The following is a 22883-nucleotide window of genomic DNA, read 5'->3' on the forward strand; positions in this document are numbered from 1 at the left end:
CCTCTTCATTAAGAACACGTTACCCATAAGAAAAGGCCGGGCCTTTGAGAGAACAATAAAAAATAAACACTCAAAAAGTAAATTCCGAACCTATTCAAACTTTAAACCAGCATACTAATCCTTAACTTAATGACATTGCCCGTAGGGCCTACCGCTTTGTAGAAAAGAATAATGAATATGATTTGTGCCGCATAGCGGCTAACCATCTATGCATATTGCATACAGGAAGGCGGTAAAGGGTAACCCCTAACGGGGCAAAAAACTAATTTTTCTGCACTGGCTACAAAGCGGTAAACCCTACGGGTCACAGAAAACAAGCCTGTCGAAAAGATGTGGGTACATGGTTTGTACGCGATACTATCGTAATGCGATATTAAGCACTGATTGAAAATTGCGATTATAACAGATCGTATGATTGTTTTATAAGAGCAAACACCCGAGGTGTAAGCTTATCCAAAGATGTCAGCCGGATATGATTTTCATACTTCTTTGAGTAAAGTGTGCTTTTTGTAACGATGGAATCTTCCGGTAATTTGGCTGAATAGAATTTAAGGTCTAACAGACCTTTCATCGGTTTTATCAGAAAGAAAGTTTTATTATGAACGAATACGATGTAGTTTTTCGAGCAGCTAATAGTAACCCCGTCCCAATCTGCAATTTCGGCGAGCAGTTTATCAACAGCCAGAACCAACTCATCACTCTGGCCTTTTAACAGATCATCCAGGCTAACCTTAATGCAATAATGCATTTGGTTAGGGCCCTTTAACTCGCGCTCGCATTTTGGACAGATCCAGCTCATGCAAGCAAAGATCGTTAATCTTAATGTAAAGAAGGTGCCTGTTGTGGCATGCTATCTTCCATAAAGGGTTTGATCTGCGCCGGATCGGAGACATTGATGACAGGTTTACCATCATGGCCTTTCGTAATAACTCCCGTCACGCTAATCTTTTTCCCTTTATAGGGGGCATTAAAATGTTTGGATTTGTTTTTCCCGGTAGCTCGACAGGCAACAGTTAGTAATTGGTTGGGACGATCGCCGCCAAGAAACAAAACGATCACAAATGTTTTCAAATCTTCATCATATACTTCATCGCATATGGTTACTTTTTCGCCCACATGTTTTAAAGCGTCTTTTGCGGGAATAATAGTTTGAGCCTGAACACCAAAAGAAAACAGTGCCAGTGTTAATGTAGTAAGGATACTGCGTTTCATACCTAAAGCTAAGTAATTAAAATACAGCTATGTGTTAAATCTTGTTAAGAGGCGATTTAATAATAAAAAATGTTATTCAGCCAAAGATATTTTGTGTCGGGTGTCATCCTGAGCCTGTCGAAGGGAGTGCGTAAAGGCCTGCCCACATATCCTTCGACCGGCTCAGGATGACAGCGCTCTTATGTTATTATTCTTTTAGATTTTAGGTGCATCAGTTATCCTGAGGCGGATTTTTACCTATCGTCCTAAAATTAACATAAAAAGGATCCGCATCAGAGCCATTAGCTTCAGATATTTTGATATTGAAATTGGTGGCGCCGGTATCCATATCTGCACTGGCTTTAACCGGAATTTTAACAACTGTTTGTCCACCTGCCGGCAGGTGGGCGATAGTAAACTTAGGGCTATATTCCACCCCTTTAATGTCGTTTACATCCTTTACAAGTACCACCATGTTATAGGCATCACCCTGTCCCTCATTGGACAAGGTAAACCTGATCTCGCCGCTCTCATTAATGTTGAGTATGTTATCCCTATTTCCGCCATTGTCCATAAATTGCGCATTAACGATCTCCAGTACAGCCGGAGACTTCGGCTTTGGAACATCCTGAACTTCCTCCTGCTTAGGTTCGCTAACCGGCGTATTATGCTTTTTGGTTGAAGTATGGTTGCTTGCCGTGGTATTGGCATTATTAGCGCCGCTGGCCGGTTTTTCTTTAGGTGGAGTGTTTACAACAACCGGAGCCGGCTTTTCCTGTACTGGTGTCGCAACAACGACAGATGGCTTTTCTTTCTCTTTAGGTTGATTTTTTTCTTTCTCTTTAGTAACAGCTGCATCCTTTTCCTTAGTAGTAGCACCTTCTCTTACCAGTACCCCGTCACGCCATTCACCCGAGCTTCTTTTTCCGTTAGGGTAGGTCATGGTGCCAATGCCGTTTACCTGGTTGTTTTCCCATTCACCATTGTAAACCTGTTTATTGCTGTAGTAAAATATGCCCTGGCCATCCTGTTTATCATCTTTCCATTCGCCATCATATTTTTCGCCGGATGGCCATATCATTTGTCCATGGCCGTTGCGCATGCCGTCCTTAAACTTACCCAGGAATTTTTGTCCGGATGGCCAGGTCATTAGACCGTCGCCTTCCTGTTTATCATTTTTCCAGTCGCCAACATATTTACGACCAATAGCCGAGATGTAGGTCCCGCGCCCTGATTTAGCGCCGTCCTTCCACTCGCCCTGGTACCGGCTTTCATCGCCGCCTATTTCCATACCGTCACCATTCTGAAGGCCGTTTCTCCATTCGCCGTCATATTTCCGGCCATCGGGCCATATCATGGTACCCTTACCGTCCATTTGCCCGTTTCTCCAGCCACCGGTATATTTTCTGCCGTCATCAAACACCATCGAGCCTTTGCCGTCACTGCAATCGCCCAGGATACAACCTGTTTTATCATCACCGGCTATAGTCCGGGGTTTAATAAACTCCCGTGTTCTGAAAGCCAGGTAAAAAGGCCCTGCATCATAGCCGCTGCCTTCGTGAATCTGTATCCTGAAATTTGCTTCGCCTGTTGGCAGGTCTACCTTACTGGTCAGCGGTATTTCGATAACTCTTTCACCGCCAGCAGCCAGGGATGGATAAGTTTGTCGTGGGGTATAAGTGATACCCTTAGTATAATTAAGATCTTGTATCTCGATAATTAGGTTGCTTGCATTGGCTTTACCTGTATTGGCTAATGTAAACCTGATCTCGGCTCTTTCGTTAGCATCCAGCACTTTGTTTTTATTGCCGATACTGTCATTAAAGGTTAAGCCGGTCACATGCAGATCAGCTCCAGATGAAGAAGAAGGTTTGATTGGAGTTTCGGTACGCGTTGCTGCCTGCAAAGCCGCTTTTGATTCATCAAACACATCATCTTTCCAGAGGCCGCTATGCTTGGTGCCGTTGGCAAAAGTCATGGTCCCGGTACCGTTCTTCTTGTTGTCTTTCCACTCGCCCTCGTACTTGCTGCCATCGGCATAAGTTGCTACACCCTGCCCGGTTTGCTTATCATCTTTCCATTGACCATCATAACGGCTGCCATCGGCATAGTCTTGTGTGCCCCGGCCTTCGCGCTGGTTGTCCACCCAGTCGCCGACATATTTTTCGCCGTTTTTCCAGGTCTGCACACCGTTGCCGTTCTTCATGTCCTTATCCCACTCGCCTACATATTTCTTGCCGTCGGTCCAGGTAAAAGTTCCGCTTCCTTTCTTTTGATTGGCCTCCCATTGTCCGTCGTAACGGTTGCCATTGGCATAGTCATTGGCGCCCTGCCCGTCGCGCAGGTCATCTTTCCATCCGCCAACATATTTTTCACCGCCAGGCCATGTTTCCAGGCCCTGCCCGGTTTGTGTATCATTTGCCCATTCGCCTACATACCTTCTGCCATCAGGAAAATTCATAGTGCCCTGACCCGATCTCTTTCCTAATTTAAAGCTGCCTACGTAGTATTTCTTCTGTGACCAAAACTCAGTTCCCTGTCCGTCCTTTACACCATATTTCCACTCACCCTGGTAGTAGTGTCCATCGGGCCAGGTAAAAGTACCGTCACCCGAGTAGCGGTCATCTTTCCATCCACCTACATATTTTCTTTTATCCGGCCAGGTCATAGTTCCTTGGCCGTTCATCTTACCGTTCTGAAATGCACCGCCATATTTCCGTCCGTCGGGGAAAACAATAGCCCCGATGCCCACCTGGCAGTTCCCCAAGATACAGCCGGCCCTTTTTTGTTGGGCATAGCTATGGAACGACCAAAGCAGCAGAAACAGAAGTGCGCCTTTTACTCTATTCATTATTACTCAGATAGTTAGTTTGATAAGGTTTGAAACAGCGGTCCCATCAAACAGAATATCAATTAGGTATAAATTTCAATGCCTAAAGATAGGAGTTTTTGTTTTTATACGTTAGTTTAACGTAATAAACTAGTTGACAGTGTAGCTGATATTGAATTTCTAGCTGTTTCATTCAGAACTTTCTGCCGCATCATCCACGCTTTCGCTCAGATCATACAACAACCATTGCTTCCTGGCGATCTGTTTGGTTTTTGACTGCAGCAGCTTGATAAAATCAGCTACACCGACAGGCTCGTTACCATTGCCATGTATCAGTACGATGCTGCCTGCATTAGGCTGCTGTCCTTTTGCCAGCCAGGCATCGGAGCCAATTGGGATCAATCCAAAATCAGTGATTTTATATACCAATTGCTGGTCAGAAACCAATCCTGGAAAGCGGAAAAATGCTGACGGTACTAACCCATTCTTCAGCATCAATTGCTCTGTTGCTAATACTTCGTAGTTGATATCGGTGCCAGGTTCTAATAGAAAATTCTCTTTAAGCGGAGCAGTTTTGCTTACGCGATGATTGTACGAATGATTTACCCAGGTAATACGGATTTCGCCTTCGTTGCGTAATTGCTTTAACCACTCCAGGTCTTCCTTGTGGTTCAGCATCCACAAGCCACTTACGGATAAAGCTATCGGCGCAGGCTTTTCCACCTTTTTAAATTCGTTGAACATGGCGGTAAATATCCTGCGATCAAGTGGCTTGTGTGAAGGACAAAGATCGGCGGTAAGGCTAATGCCTGTTTCGGTTGGCATTCCACGTTCAATACCCGCATCCTGCATATTTACCGATTGTTTTTCAGCTTTGCTGATGGCTTTTTCGTAAGGCGTATTTTTAAACACTATTCGTGTTTGAGCCAGGGTCATGGGCTTTACCTGGTAAAAGCTGCTTTCGTTTACCTTGGTTTGCAGCGTTTGCGGGTTTACCAGCAGGTAGTATTCTTTGTCGCGATTTTGAAACCTGCGCAGTACGATCCAGTCTTGCGGGTAATTATGCGCCCAACCGTAATACACTTCATATTTGGTAATATCCAGGAAGTTTTGCTGCGCATTAGCTAATGCCGAAACAAATAAGACGAATAATAAGAGTGATAATCTGATCAGGGGTTTCATATTAAAGTCACAAATAAACGAATCCTAAAATTGTTTCAGCTATTAGTTAAGTAATAAGGATATTTGTGCTGTAAAAATATTGGATTAAATGACCCGTCTATCTGTCAATATCAACAAAATTGCCACACTGCGTAACTCACGCGGCGGCAATAATCCCGACCTGGTACAAGTTGCAAAAGATTGCGAACGTTTTGGAGCGCAGGGTATCACCGTTCACCCGAGACCCGATGAGCGGCATATCCGTTATAATGATGTTTTTGAACTGAAGAAGATAGTAACTACCGAATTCAATATCGAAGGCAATTGCCAGGAACAAAAATTTATTGACCTGGTGTTAGCCAATAAACCTGAGCAGGTAACTTTAGTACCTGATGCTTTGGGGCAGATCACTTCTAACCACGGTTGGGACACCATCACCAACCAGGAGTATCTGAAAGGGATGATCAAAGTATTTAAAGATGCCGGTATCCGTGTTTCCATATTTGTTGATCCGGTTGTTGAAATGGTGGAAGCCGCTGCAACAACAGGTACCGATCGCATTGAGCTATACACTGAAGCATACGCCCATCAATATCATCAAAATAAGGAACAAGCCATTGCGCCTTATGTAAAAGCTGCCGAGGTTGCACACAACGCTGGTTTAGGGATTAATGGCGGCCACGATTTGGATTTACATAATCTGAAATATTTTGCACAAAATATCTCTCATTTGGATGAGGTAAGTATAGGCCACGCATTGATATCTGACGCGCTTTATTATGGGCTGGAGAATACGATACAAATGTATTTGAGGCAACTGGCTGTTTAGAGTATTTTGTCTGAACCGGAATTTACAGAATTTAAGAATTTTTGGAATTTTTTGAGCGGGATATTGTATTCTGCTAATTCCTTAATTCGATAAATTCCGGTTCAGATAGTCTGTAAAATCACTGTCACTATAAGGTTATCCGATTGTTACTCAATTTCTAAAATTGTACCTTTGCAGCAAAATTAACTGGACATCAAATTTCATGGGGTTGAACACAGATTATCAGGAGAAGTTTCAATACAGACACATTGCTCCGAACGCCGCTGATACGGCTCAAATGCTAAAAACGATTGGTGCAGGTTCACTTGATGAATTAATCGCACAAACAATTCCATCCAACATCAGGCTAAAAAAACCGCTCAACCTGCCACCGGCAAAAAGTGAGTTCGATTACCTGAACACCCTGCGCCAAACCGCATCAAAAAACAAGGTATTCAAGTCGTACATAGGCCAGGGATACTATGATGTGATCGTGCCGGGCGTAATACAGCGCAACATTTTGGAGAACCCGGGATGGTATACCCAGTATACCCCGTACCAGGCCGAAATTGCACAGGGGCGTTTACAAGCTTTATTGAATTTCCAAACCATGGTGATCGACCTGACAGGAATGGAAATTGCCAACGCATCGCTATTGGACGAAGGCACCGCTGCGGCTGAAGCAATGTTTATGCAATACAGCCTGCGCAAAAACCAGGATGCAAAGATATTCTTCGTGTCTGACGAGGTGTACCCGCAAACTATCGATATTTTAAAAACACGTTCTGAACCTTATGGTATCCAGATCCAGATCGGCGATCACCGCGAGGTTGAACTTAACGAAAATATATTCGGAGCCATTGTACAATATCCTGCCGGCCACGGTGCGGTATATGATTACTCTGACTTCGCTGCAAAGGCACATGAAAAAGGCATAAAACTGACAGTAGTTGCCGATATTATGAGCTTAGCGTTATTAACTCCTCCGGGAGAATGGGGCGCTGATGTGGTAGTTGGTTCAAGCCAGCGTTTTGGTGTGCCAATGGGCTTCGGTGGCCCGCATGCGGCCTTCTTTGCAACTAAAGAAGAATACAAACGCTCGATCCCGGGCCGTATCATTGGGGTAACCATCGATAGTGCCGGCAACTATGCATTGCGTATGGCACTGCAAACCCGCGAGCAGCATATCCGCCGTGATAAAGCTACTTCAAACATCTGTACCGCGCAGGCTTTACTGGCTATCATGGCAGGATGCTATGCTGTATATCATGGTCCGCAGGGAATTAAACTGATTGCTGAGCGTATACATGGCTTATCAATATTATTAGCCCAGTCACTAGAACAGTTAGGCTACAAACAGCTGAACGAATCCTATTTCGATACCTTAAAATTTGATTTAGGCGAACTGGTTGGTCCGCTTCATGCTGAGGCGCTGAACAACGAAATGAATTTTAATTATGAAGGTTCAATCGTTACCATTTCGATCGACGAAACAACATCGCCGGAAGACATCAAAACTATGGTTCGCTTTTTTGCCAAAGTAAAAGGCAAAACCCTGAGCGATGTGAATTTTGATGATCTGAAAGCTATTTTGGAAACCGTTATCCCATCTGCTTTACAACGTAAGTCAGAGTATCTGACTCATGCCATCTTCAATTCGCATCACTCAGAACATGAGATGCTGCGTTATATCAAATCACTGGAAACCAAAGATCTTTCTTTGTGCCACTCCATGATCGCGTTGGGTTCATGTACAATGAAACTGAATGCGACCACCGAGATGGTTCCGGTTACCTGGCCTGAATTCAGCAAGATGCACCCGTTTGCACCTGCCGACCAGGTTGGTGGTTATATGCAGTTGTTTGATGAATTGAACAACTGGTTATCAGAGATCACCGGTTTTGCTGCGATGAGCTTGCAACCAAATGCAGGCGCACAAGGTGAATACGCCGGTTTAATGGTGATCCGGGCTTATCATCATGACAGGGGCGAAGGTCACCGCAATATTGCTTTGATCCCTTCATCGGCTCACGGTACCAACCCTGCTTCTGCAGCTATGGCCGGAATGAAGATCGTAGTAGTAAAATGCGATGAGAACGGAAACATCGACGTAAATGATCTGCGTGCAAAAGCCGAAGAACATAAAGATGATCTATCCTGCCTGATGGTAACTTATCCATCAACACACGGTGTGTTCGAGGAAGCTATCATTGAAGTGTGCGAGATCATTCACCAAAATGGAGGCCAGGTTTATATGGATGGCGCTAATATGAATGCACAGGTTGGTTTAACCAGCCCTGCCAATATTGGTGCTGACGTATGTCACTTAAATCTTCACAAAACCTTCTGTATTCCGCATGGCGGCGGCGGACCGGGTATGGGGCCTATTGGTGTGGCTAAGCACCTGGTGCCTTATCTGCCGGGTCATGCTGTGGTTGATATCGATCGTGGAAAATCTATACACGCTGTCTCAGCTGCGCCATGGGGTTCGGCATCTATCCTGATCATCTCTCATGCATACATCGCGATGATGGGTACTGATGGTTTGACAGATGCAACCCGTTATGCGATTTTGAATGCAAATTATATCAAGAGCCGCTTAAAACAGCATTACCCGGTATTATATACAGGAGCTAATGGCCGTTGCGCTCACGAAATGATACTGGATTGCCGCTCATTTAAAGGAGCAGGCATCGAGGTAATCGACATAGCTAAACGTTTAATGGATTATGGTTTCCACGCGCCAACTGTTTCATTCCCTGTTGCGGGTACGGTGATGGTTGAGCCTACCGAATCTGAACCAAAGCACGAACTGGATCGTTTCTGCGATGCAATGATCGCTATCCGTCACGAAATTGATGATATTGAGAAAGGTCTGTTCGACAAAGTGAACAACCCATTGAAGAATGCACCTCATACTGCAGCGGTTGTTACCGGTAACGAATGGGAACATCCGTATGCACGTCAAAAAGCTGCTTTTCCGCTGCCGTATGTGGCTGCTTATAAATTCTGGCCTTCAGTTGGTCGTGTGAATGATACTTATGGTGATAGAACGCTGATCTGTTCATGTCCTCCATTGGAAGATTATGAGTTTGAGGAAAGTGTGATTGAGTAAATGTGCAGATGAGAAAATATGCAGATGTGCAGATGATTTTAGCTCATCTGCACATTTTTTATATAGCTCAATGAGGCCATGTTAGTTAAAATTTTATTAATATTGAATTAACACTGGCAGAAAACTTTAACTCTATACTTGCCTGATGGTTATATTTTTACTTAACTTGTAGAATAAATTGATTGGTGCGAATTTTTTTTGAGGAATTTAATACTTACATAACCTTTTAGATTTTGCCCCCGTATAAAGTTACATATGATTAATACTAACGGTTCTGTAAGCATTTTGCTGGTTGATGATGATGAAATCAACAATTTCATCTCGATCAAATTGATTAAGAAGGCCTTGTTGAACACCGATATTATGGCCTGCCTGCATGGTAAATATGCAATTGATCTTTTGCTGGATATCCAGAGAAACGATCCTTCTAAATTACCAGATTATATTTTGTTGGATATTAATATGCCTATCATGAATGGATGGGAGTTTTTGGATGAGTACACGCGCTTAAATATCGATCCGTTAGGTAAATGCAAAGTGTATATTATCTCATCGTCTGTATTTAGCAACGATATCAATAAAGCGCGCTCATACCCGGTTGTGAAAGACTTTATCTCGAAACCATTAAATGTAGAGAAGATAAAAGAGCTTTTTGAAGTAGCTAACCACGTCTAAGCCGTTGAAAGGTTGTAAAGTTTAAAAGTTGGAAGGTTAACTTTTTTATTTTTACAAACTATCCGTTTAAACACCTATCAAAAAACATTTCAACTTTACAACATTCCAACTTTACAACACCCTGGTGACTACAAAATGGTCATCTTCAAAACCTACTTTGCCTGCGGTGGTTGATTTAGCGTGATAGAATAAGCAAGTATAATTTTCTTCCGCTGCCTTTTTCCCATATTCCTCGCGCAATTGCATGGCTTTACGACCGTCGTAATCATATTTGGCTATAAATTTTCTCAATAGTTGTTCAGGCTCAGGCAGTTCGTCTCCGCCATAAAAACATTTTTCGCCTTTATCATTTATCCAGAATACCTGATGAAAAGGGCAATGACCGCCAGACAATTCATACTGAATGCCCGGTTTCAACTCCCCTGATCCTTCCAAAAATTGAATTTTTACAGAGTCCTTCAGCGCTTCAAATATTTCTTTGTGATAGGATGATCCTTTCCCGCTTAAAGCAAAATCCCATTCTCCCTTTTGGATAACGTGCGTAGCATGTGGAAAGCTTGGTTCTAATTTGCCATTTCGCTCAACCACTAAGCCTCCGGAATGATCATAGTGCAAGTGCGACATCAAAACAAGCGTTACATCATCCGGATCAAAGCCATTGTTCCGGATATTTTGATGGATCAGCAATTCATCGCGTGTATCCTTAAAACCCAGCCCGGCATCAAACAGGATCAGATCATCAGAGGTCTCTACCAGGAACGGATTAACGTGGATAAACAAAGAACCCGGACGATCTTTAGTATTATCGGTTTGCGGATCGAAGGGTATGAATTTTTTAGAAGAATCGACAGAATAAGACCCTTCACTTAATGCAAAAATCTCCATATGTTTTGATGTGCAGATGTAGATTAATGTGCGGATGTGCGAATATGCAGATGTGCAAATGAAAAAAATATGATGCTAAAAATAATCTGCACATTTTCTCATTTGCACATCTGCACATCCTCAATATCTGCACATTTCCATATCTTTACTGTTTAAAGTGCAAAGATATGGATAAACGATGGGCGGTACGAGAAAAGCCTGATAATGCAGATGTCATAAAATTGGCCAATGAGCTGGGCATCGATACCGTTCTGAGTACTTTGCTGATCCACAGGGGCATAAAGAACTATGAGGATGCCCGCTATTTCTTCCGCCCTGACCTGAGACACCTGCACGATCCCTTCCTGATGGCTGATATGGAGAAAGCCATAGAAAGGATTGAGGCAGCCATATCTAAAGGAGAAAAGATACTGATCTATGGTGATTACGATGTAGATGGAACAACGGCAGTATCCTTGGTTTACAGTTTCTTCTCAAAGTTTTACAATAAGATCGAATACTATATCCCCGACCGTTACCTGGAGGGCTACGGCATATCCACGCAGGGAATTGATTATGCTTCTGACAATGGATTCAGCCTGATCATCGCACTGGATTGCGGTATCAAATCCGTCGATAAAATTGCTTATGCGAATACCAAAGGCGTAGATTTTGTGATTTGTGATCACCACTTGCCGGGAAAAGAATTGCCTGAGGCAATTGCGGTGCTCGACCCAAAACGAACAGACTGTGAATATCCTTATAAAGAATTATCAGGATGCGGCATTGGCTTTAAGTTAATACAAGCTTACTCTGAAAAAAATGATATTCCTTTTGAAGAAGTAACCTGTTATCTTGATTTGGTAGCCATTAGTGTAGCTTGCGATATTGTGCACATTACCGGGGAGAACCGGGTACTGGCTTATTTCGGTTTGCAAAAATTGAACACTGAACCCTGCATAGGTGTAAAGACTTTGATGCAGGTAGCTGGGCGCACTGGCAATTATGCTATATCTGATGTGGTTTTCGCACTCGGCCCTCGGATTAATGCTGCCGGCCGTATTGACGATGCCAAACATGCTGTTGAGTTGCTGATCGCCTGCGATGAAAATGCAGCTTTGGAAAAAGGAATGCTCATCAATGGCAAAAATGCTGAAAGAAAGGAACATGACCTGTCTATCACCGATGAAGCGCTCAGCATGATCGCAAATGACGCAGTGCTAATCGGCAGAAAATCGACTGTGGTATTTAATGAAAAATGGCATAAGGGTGTAATAGGAATAGTGGCATCGCGGCTTACAGAAAAATATTATCGTCCAACCATCGTTCTAACTCGGTCGAACGGGCATGTAGCTGGGTCGGCAAGGTCGGTATTTGGTTACGATCTTTATGAGGCCTTGTGCGAATGTAAAGATCTGCTTATCCAGTTTGGCGGGCATAAATATGCTGCGGGTTTAACATTACATCCGGAAAATGTCGAAGCTTTTGCAGCGCGTTTTGAAGAAGTGGTTTGCGCTACCATTACTGATGAGCAATTGGTTCAGGAAATAAAAATTGATGCGGAACTGGAATTGAAACAGATCGACCCAAAGTTTTTCAGGATACTGAACCAGTTTGCGCCATTCGGCCCGGAGAATATGTCGCCGGTATTTTTGAGCAGGAATGTGTATGTTAGCGGTTATGCCGGATTGGTGGGCGAAAATCACCTGAAAATGTCGGTAATACAGGAAGGTTCACCGGGGTTTGATTGTATAGCATTCGGGCAGGGCAGTTTCCTTGACGAAATAAAAAGCGGTAAGCCTTTTGATATTTGTTACCATATTGAAGAAAATGTATGGCGCGACAGGCGCTCGATACAGTTGAATGTAAAGGGAGTTCGATTGGAAAACTCTAATATCTAATTTCTAAACTCTAAAAAATAAGATTAGAATTTAGAGTTTAGTATTTAGAATTTAAATAAGGAAATGATTTTAAGAGCAGAAGACCTCGTAAAAAAATATAAGCAGCGTTCCGTTGTAAATCATGTTTCATTTAATGTTTCGCAGGGCGAGATTGTAGGCTTATTAGGTCCGAATGGTGCCGGTAAAACGACATCCTTTTACATGATTGTGGGTTTGATCAAACCAAATGAAGGCAGGATATTCCTGGAAGATGAAGACATTACCGGCGACCCGATGTATCGCCGCGCACAAAAGGGGATAGGTTACCTGGCGCAGGAAGCATCTGTTTTTCGTAAGCTATCCGTTGAGGATAATATCAAAGCTGTGCTGGAAATGGGTAAAATGACCAAAGAACAGCAGCATCATAAACTGGAAGAGCTGATAGACGAATTCAGTCTGCATAAAGTCCGCAAAAACCGTGGTGATTTGTTATCCGGTGGTGAACGTAGGCGTACCGAAATCGCCCGTGCGCTGGCAGCTGAACCTAATTTTATTCTATTGGATGAACCCTTTGCTGGTGTAGACCCGATTGCCGTAGAGGAAATTCAGGCAATGGTAGCCAAACTTAAACATCGTAATATCGGCATATTGATAACCGACCACAATGTACAGGAAACCCTTTCGATAACCGACCGGGCCTACCTGCTTTTTGAAGGAAAAATACTGGAATCAGGTGTGCCTGAAGTACTTGCTGAGAACGAAATGGTGAGAAAAGTTTACCTGGGAGCTAACTTCGTATTGAAAAGAAAGACATTTGTATAAAACACCCACAACGTAATTAGCTATAGTTTTCATGTGGCTGAGTTGGTTAAATTAAAGAGTTTCGTTTAAATTAGTGCTCCGTGTGGACTCACCTCGAATACGTTATGCTGTTCGACCCTCTCTATGGCAAGCCATAAAGAGGGTGAAGAAGAAAAAAAATAAAAAATCCCCTCTTTACCGCTTGCGGTAGAGAGGGTGGTCGAGCGAAGCAATGACCGGGTGAGTCAACTATGCGATTTGCTTAGTAACATTAAACCAATGACCAATTATCCAACCCTTCTATGACGCTTATAAACTCAGTGTTTACATGGTTCATTAAAAAGCGTATCCACCAGATAGAGCTTTTTATGAAGTATCCCAACGAGGTGCAGGAGGAGTGGTTTGAGCAGTTGGTTTCCGGGGCCGAGAATACCGAATGGGGACGGAAATTTCATTATAAAAGTATTGAGAACCTTAGTCAATTTAAGGAGCGGGTTCCTATACAGAATTACGATACGCTGAAGCCTTATATTGAGCGGATGCTGAAAGGCGAACAAAATGTACTGTGGCCGTCCAGCATCAGGTGGTTCGCCAAGTCATCCGGAACAACAAGTGATCGCAGTAAATTCATTCCGGTTAGCGAAGAATCATTGGAAGAATGCCACTTTAAGGGCGGTAAGGATATGCTTACCCTTTATCTGAATAACCGCCCTAATGCCCGTGTATTTACAGGCAAAACGTTGACCTTAGGCGGCAGCCACCAGGTGAGCCAGTTGAATGCCGATACCTTTTTTGGCGATCTCTCGGCCGTTTTGATGAAGAACCTGCCTATGTGGGCCGAGTTTTTACGAACTCCACATATTGATATTGCCCTCCTTGAAAATTTTGAGGAGAAGATTGAAAAGATGGCCCACGCCACTAAAGATGTAAATGTAACCAGCATCAGCGGTGTACCCACCTGGAATTTATTATTATTCAAACGTATACTGAAGATCACCGGGAAAAATAACTTGCTTGAAGTATGGCCAAACCTGGAGCTGTATTATCACGGTGCGGTTAGCTTTACTCCATACCGCGAACAATTCAGGCAACTGATCCCCAATGAGGATATGCATTACCTGGAAACCTATAATGCCTCGGAAGGCTTTTTCGGTATACAGGATCAGGAAGAACATGGCGATTTGCTGCTGATGCTCGACTATGGCATTTTCTACGAATTTTTGCCACTTGAGCACCTGCATGATGAGAACCCTAAGACATTGACTTTGGATGAAGTCGAACTAAATAAAAACTATGCGCTAATTATCAGCACTAACGCTGGTTTGTGGCGGTATATGATAGGGGATACAATCCGGTTTACCTCGCTTGCACCTTTCAGGATACAGATCACCGGTCGCACAAAACATTTCATTAATGCCTTTGGCGAGGAGTTAATTATCGATAACGCCGAGCGCGCTTTGGAAGAGGCCTGCACACAAACCGGTGCGATTATCAGGGATTACACCGCTGCTCCTGTCTATTTCAATGGCGACAAAAATGGCGCGCATGAATGGATAGTCGAGTTTGAAAAAAGTCCGCCTGAATTTGACCGTTTTGTTGATTTGCTGGATGAAACACTTCGCAAGATCAACTCCGATTATGATGCTAAACGCTTTAAAGATATGGCCCTTCGTCGCCCGATAGTTCATCGCGCACAGCAGGGTACTTTCTTCAACTGGATGAAAGAAAAAGGTAAATTAGGAGGGCAGCATAAAGTGCCTCGTTTAGCTAATGACAGGGAATATATTGATTCGATATTGCTGATGATGGAATTGGTGTAGAGGTCGAATTGCAAATTAGATCATTGCTGTTTTTGCATTACTTACAATAATTCTTTAATTCAATATTAGAGTCTTTATCCCCCAGCTGTGCTGATTTTAAAAAGCATTCGCATGCCTTTTTCTTCGACTTGTAAGCTTTATGAATAATTCCCAAGAAATAATAACTCTCCTTAACCTGGTAATTGGAAATGATACAATTCCGAAAATCACTAAATGCTTTTCTTAAGCTATCAATTTTGTAATATGCCAATCCTCTTTCGTAAAAAATAGCTTTTCCCTCAACATCGAAGTTTGATGATTCAACAAAACTATTGGGCTTCATATCTGAATAGATTTGGTCACTGCCTTTTGTGGCAAAGGCTTGATTATAATATGAAATAGCTTTTAAATTATTGTTTAAACGCTTGTAATTGTTGCCGATATTGAATAATGCTAATGTGTTTTTTGGATTGAGTTTAAGTGCTTGAATGTAGTCAGAAATTGCTCCATTATAGTTGTTAAGAGCTGATTTATCAGCGCCACGACTTAAATAGGCATCAATTAATTTCGGGTATGAATCAATCGTTTCGTTAAGCACCGTGATTGCTTCCTTGTATTTTTGTTTATCTTCCAAATCCCAGGCTTCTTTCATGTATTGCTGGGGAGATTTATAACCACAGCTGCTTAGACTTAGTAAGAGTAATATGGCTAGTATTGGCTTTTTCAACGTGATAACGATAATTATAAAGTTAAACATAAATTGGCTAACCTCCGCCTGTTCAAGCGTCCACGCTTGAACACATCAGATTTGAGCGTCCCGCTCTCGTCTGATGTTGAATTAATAGTGAGAAATTTTGCAACTGCATTTTTTCTTGAGCGAGACGCCCGTCGCCTGTTCAAGCGTCCGCGCTTGAACACGTAAGATTTTGAGCGTCCCGCTCAAGTCTGATATTGAATTAATAGCCGGAATCTCGTAATACTTTTTTTCTTGAGCGCAGACGCTCAAAACCAAATCATTCAAGCGTCCACGCTTGAACGGGCGTTACGCTGTAAATCGAAGCCAGTTTCCAGAAAATGCACCGCAAAATATCCCCAAATTGTAAAAAAAACGATTTGTAACAAATTTTCTACTTTCCAATTTCGGCAAAAATTCTTTTCTTGTATTTCGCAACTAATTAATTCGTTATAAGCTGAGCCTTATCAGGTATTTTAATTTTATGAAGACAATTTTACTATTATTTATTTCCGCGCTGACTATAAATATCGCATCGGCACAAAGCAATACAATCAAGGGTACTATCCAGGGTGAAAACGGGAAACTATTGCATTTTGCAATGGTTGGTGACAGTAAATATAACAATGTGGCCTTCACTGACTCAGTAGGCGACTTTACAATCGCGGTACATCCCGATTCTAAACTCCTTTTTCAATCGGAGGGCTACCGGGATACGCTAATCGACGCAGGTACGATGAGCCAGAATCCACAAATCAATTTAAAACTTGCTGTCAATCTGCCGATACCAACTACCGGCCTCAGCTTGCCTACGGTCATGACAATAGATGGTCAGGTAGCTGTTGCGAGGCGAAACCCCAGGTTAGTTGGCAGCCGGTATCTGTTTGATACTTTTGTTCACGGATATTTTACCGATATGTCTGATAAGCAATTTTCCAGTCAAAATTGCCTGTTCAATTATGAAAAAATGAGCGGGTATATTTTGCTGACCACGGACAAAAAGGATGTAAGGGAAGTGGACAGGGGCCAGATCAAATCGCTCATTCTATATGATAAAACGGACCAGCGGTACGAATTTGAGCAAGTACCAGAGATTGACAAAAATCATTACTTACAGGTTTTGGCAGGCGGCTCAAAATATAAAATATTAAAGCTCATCAGAACAGAGTTTGTCGGCTCGGGTGTGGCGCATACAGCTTCAGGAGACAAAGGGCAGGATTATGACGAGTTTACTGACGAAACCGAATATTATATACTTAATGTGCAAACAAAGAAGGTGCAAAAAGTGACGCTTAAGAAAAGGGCACTTAAGGAAGCGCTCCAGGGAGAAACTGATAAGGTAAATAAATTTATGTCAGATAATAATGGGACTCTGGATGATACTTATTTGAGCAAACTGGGAGCTTATATAAACTCCTGATCCGGTACAATAGATCAAATAGCTATAAGGCGCTGTTTAAATACTAAATCCCGTTTTCATATCTTTATTATCAACAGAAATTTCAGCCTCGAATGTCCGGTTTAACCAGTTTTTGATGCGGGTTAGCAGATTGGGGTGTGGGGTAATGGAGGTTGAAATCAGGTCTTGATTAGTTGGTCCGTTTGTTGGGTTGGTGTCTGTATCACTATCTTCTTCTCCAAAATTTTCACGGATCACCAGGTCGCGGATATCGGGTACACGATTTACGATCTCATCCAGTTCGGTGAGTTCATTAAACGTTGCTTTGCCCTCTTTCTGGCGTTTAATGAGGGTATAGTACCGGTCTTGTGAGAAGGTACGACGTTCAAGTTTTTTACGGAAGTAAGACATATATGAGTGCTTCAACTATCTCACATCAAACGAAGTGCCGATATTGTAAATAATTAATTTACAGTTGTTTAAACTTGTAATTAAATGCACGTTTGAGTCATTTTGATACATTTACTGTTCGCTTCCGTACGGTTGTAAAAATAAAAGGAGACAGGTTGTTATATTGGTATGATTATCAACGTAATAAAAGAAAAATGCATTATGAGATCAGCAGTACTAATAATCATAGCCATAGTTATTTGTGGGTTAAGCTGCAAGAAAGGCAGCTCCGTATCTCCAACCTTATTTGGTAAATGGGAATTGAGGCGTAGTTACGGTGGCCTGGCCGGGTTTGATTCGGTTTACAAAACAGGAAACGGTAACATTTTGCAGTTTAATAGTGACAGCACTTACAAGCGTTTTGAAGCAAATAAATTAGCTTCAACCGGGGTTTTTCATATTAAACATTACAATAATCCTACTGAAAACACTATCTCAGAATATGCAATATTCTTTGACAATACCACCTATGGCGAGCCGTTTTATATGAAAGGTACAACAATCACCATAGGTACTACTATGACCGACCAGGTTGCTTCAGATTTTCAGAAAATATCAGATTAAGCTTCTTTTGCTTTCAAGTAGATCCGGATAGCTTCCACAGCTTCCTTCACATCATGAACGCGCAGAATATTTGCACCTTTAGTGAGCGCTATAGTATTTAATGCTGTAGTGCCGTTTAGCGCCTCATCAGCGGTGCCGCCTGTTACGCCATAAACCATTCGCTTGCGCGATACACCGACAAGGATTGGTAAGCCTAACACGTCGAACTCATTCAGGCGGTTCATTAAAGTATAATTGTGATCGGCATTTTTTGCGAAGCCAAAGCCGGGATCTATAATGACATCATGAATACCTAATTGCTTCAATTGATGATATCGCCATGCAAAATAATCCAATACTTCAGTAAACACATCTTTGTATGATGCACGCTGGATCATGTTCTGCGGATTGCCTTTCATGTGCATCAGAATGTAAGGTACTTTCAATTTGGCAACGGTAGCAAACATGTTTTCATCAAGCTGTCCGCCCGATATATCATTTATAATATGTGCACCGGCCTTTATAGCAACTTCGGCAACATAGGAGCGAAAAGTATCTATCGAAATAAAAGCATTTGGATGGTTGGCAGTGATCAGCTCGACAACAGGTAACAAACGGTCAATTTCTTCCTGCTCCGAAATATCCTCGGCGCCGGGCCGCGATGAATAAGAACCTATATCTAAAAAATCGGCACCATCAGCCAGCATCTTATTCGCCTGAAGCAGAGCATCATTCAACAGAGGTTTACGACTGCCGGCATAGAAAGAATCGGGCGTAATATTGATGATACCCATCACCTTCGGCACGCTCAGGTCGATCAGTTTACCACCTGGATTTATGGTTACCTTTTTCTTAAAAAGTGTATCTTTAGCCATTATTCAGGTTAAAACGAGTAAAACGGTGAAAAGGTTAGAGTTAAGTAGCCTTTGCTTATAGATAATATTCAGACAATTATAATCATAAAATCTACCTTGGCCAATACAGCAGCAGAATACGACGCGGTAATTAAGATTTGTAAAGGGCTTTTCATGAAGAAAACCCGCGATTATGGTACAGCATGGCGCATCCTGCGCATCGAATCCATCACCGATCAGATTTTTATTAAGGCCCAGCGCATACGCACACTCGAAGAAAAGAAAGTATCAAAGGTGGACGAGGATATCAGCAGCGAATACATTGGTATAGTCAATTATTGCTTGATTGCTATGATGCAATTGGATTGCGGTCCGGATACGCCGACTGAACTTTCTGTAGAGCATGTGAGCGCTATGTTCGATGAAAAGTCCAATGCTACCAAAGAGTTGATGTTCGCCAAAAATCACGATTATGGCGAGGCCTGGCGCGATATGCGTATCAGCTCATTAACCGACCTGATACTGATGAAGCTGCTTCGTGTGAAACAGATTGAAGATAACAAAGGACAAACACTTGCATCGGAAGGTGTGGTGGCCAATTACCAGGATATGCTGAACTACGCAGTTTTTGCCTTGATTAAATTGGGTGTAAAATGAGAAAGCTGGTTTGGTTTTGCCGGGTATTTGTCGGACTGCTGTTCATCTTCTCCGGCCTGATCAAGATCAACGACCCGCTCGGATTTTCCTATAAGCTCGAAGAATACTTCGAGGTCTTCCATATCGGTTTTCTGGACAGCTTTACATTGAGCATGTCCATCATTTTATGCTCACTGGAAATCATACTCGGATTTGCTTTGCTGATAGGAGTTAGAGCAAAATCTGTTGCGTGGGGATTATTGCTGCTTATTATCTTTTTTGCTTTTCTAACATTCTATTCGGCCTATTTTAAAGTAGTGCAAACTTGCGGTTGTTTTGGCGATGCTATTCCGCTTACGCCATGGCAATCGTTTAGCAAGGACCTGGTTTTGCTATTGCTGATCATCGTCATATTCATCAACCGCAAGACAATAGAAGCTGCGTTTAATAAAAAAACAGGCGATAATCTGCTGATCGGTTCAGCAATTATTGCTGTTGGAATAGGGTTATACACTTATAATTTTATGCCGGTGATCGACTTTTTGCCTTATAAAGTTGGCGCTAATATCCCGGATGAAATGAAAACCCCGCCAGGGGCAAAACCGGATGTATACGAAATTACTTATCACCTGAAAAACAAAAAGACAGGTGAAACCAAAGTGATGACCGACAAAGAATATTTGAAAAGAAGTGATATCTGGAATGATAAGAATTGGGAGATTGTTGGTGATCGGGAAAGTACATTGATACAAAAAGGCTATACACCGCCTATCCGGGATCTTGCAATCAAGGATGCGCAGGGTAATGATTATACCAATGAGCTCTTATCAAATCCATTTAATAGTCTCATTGTTGTGGCATACGACCTGAATCATACCAACGTTGAGGCGATTGGTAAGTTAAACGCAATGGCTGCAAACCTGATCCATAACTTTAATACGCGGGCGGTAATGCTGACCTCTAATTCGGCAAAAGACGCAGAGGCATTTTCTAAGAAGAATCACCTGGTGATGGAGATATTTTATGCCGATGAAGTTCCCTTAAAATCAATGGTGCGTGCTAATCCCGGAGTAATTTTGATGAAGAACGGTGTGATCCTAAACAAATGGCACTATCACTCGGTGCCAAAATATGACGATTTGGTAAAACAGTATTTTCAGAAGTAAACGCTATGATCGGCTACATTCTCCGCAAGTTGGGTTATGGGATAGCAGTGATGCTGGGGATCGTGGTCGTGGTATTTTTTCTATTCAATATTTTGCCGGTTGATCCTGCCCGGATGACGCAGGGCCAGCGCGCTGATGTGCAATCGCTACAAGCAGTTCGCAAAGAATTTGGGCTTGATAAACCAGTTCCGGTGCAGTTTATTTATTATCTGAATGACCTTTCACCTATAGCTGTTCATGCCCGGAACGAGGAAGAGCGTCAGCGTTATCATTACGTATCGCTGATACCTATTTCGAAAGAAAAAACGATTGCGCTCAAATGGCCTTATCTGCGTCGTTCATATCAAACCAGGAAAGATGTTGCTTCGCTGTTATTGGGTGTGATCCCCAATACTTTAATACTAGCCACAACAGCTATGATCTTTGCAATCATAATCGGCGTGCTTTTAGGAGTGTTGAGCGCGGTACATCAAAATACCTGGATTGATAAGGCGGCATTGACGTTTTCTACTTTAGGTATATCAGCGCCTTCCTTTTTTGCAGGGATCATCATTGCCTGGATATTTGGTTTTGTGCTGAATAAATATACTGGTCTTAATATGTCGGGTAGTTTGTATAGTTACGATCCGTTCAGAGGTGAGATAATTACCTGGCGAAATCTGATTTTGCCGATGATCACTTTGGGGCTCCGGCCGTTAGCCATTATTGTTCAATTGACCCGTAGCGCTATGCTGGATGTATTGGGTCAAGACTATATCCGCACAGCCAGAGCAAAAGGCTTGGGTGAGCGCACCATAATTTATCGTCATGCTTTAAAAAATGCGCTTAACCCTGTAATAACTGCTATTGCCAATTGGTTTGCTTCATTATTGGCTGGTTCATTTTTTGTGGAGTATGTATTCGGCTATAATGGTTTAGGTAAGGCGACTGTGGATGCACTGGAAATGTCGGACTTCCCGGTGGTGATGGGCTCCATTTTATTTATTGCTTTTATATTTGTCGTGATCAATACCCTGGTGGACGTGCTGTATGTGTGGATCGATCCGCGGGTTAAGTTGAGTTAATTTTATGAAGATATTTTTGATTGGGTTTATGGGCAGCGGCAAAACTACATTGGGCCGCAAGCTGGCAAGCAGGATGGGGTATGAGTTTATCGATCTTGACCATAAACTGGAGCAGCAGGTAGAGCTAAGCATAGCCGAATATTTCCAATTATTTGGAGAAGATGCATTCCGGCAATTAGAATCGGAGGTGTTGAAGAAAACATTATACCCCGATAACGCTATTATTTCAACCGGCGGCGGATTACCCTGTTACTTTGATAACATGGATTGGATGAAAGCCAACGGTAAATCCGTTTATATCAAACTCAACCCTAAAACTTTAGCTGACCGTCTGGAAGCCGGTAAAGAAGAGCGCCCATTACTGCAGGATAAACATGGTGATGCACTCGTTGAATTTATCGAGCAAAAATTAGACGAGCGTGAAAAGTTTTATTCACAAGCCAGTATTATTGTCGATGGTTTGAGTTTGACTGCTGAGAAATTGGAGCAGATGATAGGGGGGAGTATTGAGTAAGCACTCCAAAACAAATTGGCCGTTGACGTGGTTGAGAGAAAACAGAACGCGTGAAGGATAGAAGCGGATACCGGCCTTCGAGAGCCTCAGTGCAGGCCGTGGCTAATGCCTGTGTAGTATAAGCGGATAGCCTGCCCCCGATATTCATCGGGGGCACGCCCTGATTCAGTTGGCAGTTTTTAGTTGGCAGTTTTTAGTTGGCAGTTTGCAGTGGGTTAATTCTGTTAATTCTTAAATTCTGTAAATTCTGATTCAGACAATATGCAGGATTAGCCCTTCGCACCATACTTCGAGAGTCTCAGCATGACACCCCTTTTTCCTTCCCGATTTAACCTTCATGGTGTAGAACACACCCCTGCCCCTCTCTCCGAAAGGAGTTCTTTGGACGAGAGGGGAACTT

At 42.6% G+C, this 22883-nt stretch carries 20 protein-coding genes; 12 read left to right on the forward strand and 8 right to left on the reverse strand.

The genetic code is table 11. From position 1 onward, the window contains the following. Nucleotides 1-397: 397 nt before the first annotated feature. From VIM89_RS12740 to VIM89_RS12755, 4 genes are all read right to left on the reverse strand, one after another. Nucleotides 398-799, reverse strand: a complete 402-nt coding sequence (locus VIM89_RS12740; RefSeq protein WP_488156540.1) for a DUF5655 domain-containing protein — start codon at nt 797-799, stop codon at nt 398-400. A gap of 20 nt (nt 800-819) precedes the next feature. Continuing rightward, on the reverse strand, nt 820-1212 hold the full coding sequence (locus VIM89_RS12745) for a hypothetical protein (protein ID WP_488156541.1): 393 nt from the start codon (nt 1210-1212) through the stop codon (nt 820-822). A gap of 211 nt (nt 1213-1423) precedes the next feature. After that, nucleotides 1424-4042, reverse strand: coding sequence for a hypothetical protein (locus VIM89_RS12750; RefSeq protein ID WP_488156542.1), 2619 nt, complete (start codon nt 4040-4042; stop codon nt 1424-1426). A 168-nt stretch (nt 4043-4210) separates the two neighbouring features. Beyond that, complete coding sequence (locus VIM89_RS12755; RefSeq protein ID WP_488156543.1) at nt 4211-5203, reverse strand: polysaccharide deacetylase family protein; 993 nt, start codon at nt 5201-5203, stop codon at nt 4211-4213. An 88-nt stretch (nt 5204-5291) separates the two neighbouring features. Between VIM89_RS12755 and VIM89_RS12760 the strand changes: the two genes are divergently transcribed. The 3 genes from VIM89_RS12760 (at nt 5292) to VIM89_RS12770 (ending at nt 9780) form a co-directional block, all read left to right on the forward strand. Further along, nucleotides 5292-6011 (forward strand): pyridoxine 5'-phosphate synthase, encoded by a 720-nt coding sequence (locus VIM89_RS12760; protein WP_488156544.1) that lies wholly within the window; start codon nt 5292-5294, stop codon nt 6009-6011. Between the two features lie 202 nt (nt 6012-6213). Then, complete coding sequence (gene gcvP, locus VIM89_RS12765; RefSeq protein ID WP_488156545.1) at nt 6214-9105, forward strand: aminomethyl-transferring glycine dehydrogenase; 2892 nt, start codon at nt 6214-6216, stop codon at nt 9103-9105. Nucleotides 9106-9360: 255 nt separating this feature from the next. Continuing rightward, on the forward strand, nt 9361-9780 hold the full coding sequence (locus VIM89_RS12770; RefSeq protein ID WP_302899979.1) for a response regulator: 420 nt from the start codon (nt 9361-9363) through the stop codon (nt 9778-9780). Between the two features lie 111 nt (nt 9781-9891). On the opposite strand, the gene VIM89_RS12775 is transcribed toward VIM89_RS12770, so the two are convergent. Further along, nucleotides 9892-10665: an MBL fold metallo-hydrolase gene (locus VIM89_RS12775; RefSeq protein ID WP_488156546.1), complete on the reverse strand. Its 774-nt coding sequence runs from the start codon at nt 10663-10665 to the stop codon at nt 9892-9894. 167 nt (nt 10666-10832) lie between these two features. Between VIM89_RS12775 and recJ the strand changes: the two genes are divergently transcribed. The 3 genes from recJ (at nt 10833) to VIM89_RS12790 (ending at nt 15145) form a co-directional block, all read left to right on the forward strand. After that, nucleotides 10833-12545 (forward strand): single-stranded-DNA-specific exonuclease RecJ, encoded by a 1713-nt coding sequence (gene recJ, locus VIM89_RS12780; RefSeq protein ID WP_488156547.1) that lies wholly within the window; start codon nt 10833-10835, stop codon nt 12543-12545. Between the two features lie 63 nt (nt 12546-12608). Further along, entirely contained in the window at nt 12609-13346 is a 738-nt protein-coding gene (gene lptB / locus VIM89_RS12785; RefSeq protein WP_488156548.1) for an LPS export ABC transporter ATP-binding protein, read from the forward strand. Between the two features lie 281 nt (nt 13347-13627). After that, nucleotides 13628-15145, forward strand: a complete 1518-nt coding sequence (locus tag VIM89_RS12790) for a GH3 auxin-responsive promoter family protein (protein WP_488156549.1) — start codon at nt 13628-13630, stop codon at nt 15143-15145. 37 nt (nt 15146-15182) lie between these two features. On the opposite strand, the gene VIM89_RS12795 is transcribed toward VIM89_RS12790, so the two are convergent. Beyond that, on the reverse strand, nt 15183-15776 hold the full coding sequence (locus VIM89_RS12795) for a tetratricopeptide repeat protein (RefSeq protein ID WP_488156550.1): 594 nt from the start codon (nt 15774-15776) through the stop codon (nt 15183-15185). Between the two features lie 565 nt (nt 15777-16341). Between VIM89_RS12795 and VIM89_RS12800 the strand changes: the two genes are divergently transcribed. Beyond that, nucleotides 16342-17277 carry a hypothetical protein gene (locus VIM89_RS12800; RefSeq protein WP_488156551.1) on the forward strand — a complete coding sequence of 312 codons (936 nt, stop codon included), beginning with the start codon at nt 16342-16344 and terminating at the stop codon, nt 17275-17277. A 36-nt stretch (nt 17278-17313) separates the two neighbouring features. Here VIM89_RS12800 and VIM89_RS12805 read toward each other — a convergent pair whose 3' ends face one another. Then, complete coding sequence (locus VIM89_RS12805) at nt 17314-17667, reverse strand: hypothetical protein (protein WP_488156552.1); 354 nt, start codon at nt 17665-17667, stop codon at nt 17314-17316. A gap of 201 nt (nt 17668-17868) precedes the next feature. On the opposite strand from VIM89_RS12805, the gene VIM89_RS12810 reads away from it, so the two are divergent. Continuing rightward, nucleotides 17869-18270 carry a hypothetical protein gene (locus VIM89_RS12810; protein WP_488156553.1) on the forward strand — a complete coding sequence of 134 codons (402 nt, stop codon included), beginning with the start codon at nt 17869-17871 and terminating at the stop codon, nt 18268-18270. Here VIM89_RS12810 and folP read toward each other — a convergent pair. After that, complete coding sequence (gene folP, locus VIM89_RS12815) at nt 18267-19124, reverse strand: dihydropteroate synthase (RefSeq protein ID WP_488156554.1); 858 nt, start codon at nt 19122-19124, stop codon at nt 18267-18269. The two genes, VIM89_RS12810 and folP, sit on opposite strands and share 4 nt — an antisense overlap. A 153-nt stretch (nt 19125-19277) precedes the next feature. Between folP and VIM89_RS12820 the strand changes: the two genes are divergently transcribed. From VIM89_RS12820 to VIM89_RS12835, 4 genes are read left to right on the forward strand one after another with little or no spacing between them, the layout of a single operon-like run. Further along, nucleotides 19278-19760: a DUF1599 domain-containing protein gene (locus VIM89_RS12820; RefSeq protein WP_488156555.1), complete on the forward strand. Its 483-nt coding sequence runs from the start codon at nt 19278-19280 to the stop codon at nt 19758-19760. After that, a complete protein-coding gene (locus tag VIM89_RS12825; protein ID WP_488156556.1) occupies nt 19757-20905 on the forward strand; it encodes a BT_3928 family protein in 1149 nt (382 codons plus the stop codon). The genes VIM89_RS12820 and VIM89_RS12825 overlap by 4 nt, the downstream gene beginning before the upstream one ends. A 5-nt stretch (nt 20906-20910) precedes the next feature. Further along, nucleotides 20911-21969 carry an ABC transporter permease gene (locus VIM89_RS12830; protein ID WP_488156557.1) on the forward strand — a complete coding sequence of 353 codons (1059 nt, stop codon included), beginning with the start codon at nt 20911-20913 and terminating at the stop codon, nt 21967-21969. 4 nt (nt 21970-21973) lie between these two features. Continuing rightward, nucleotides 21974-22483 (forward strand): shikimate kinase, encoded by a 510-nt coding sequence (locus VIM89_RS12835; RefSeq protein ID WP_488156558.1) that lies wholly within the window; start codon nt 21974-21976, stop codon nt 22481-22483. Nucleotides 22484-22883 lie beyond the last annotated feature (400 nt).

Source organism: Mucilaginibacter sp., assembly GCF_036568825.1.
Taxonomy (GTDB): Bacteria; Bacteroidota; Bacteroidia; order Sphingobacteriales; family Sphingobacteriaceae; genus Mucilaginibacter.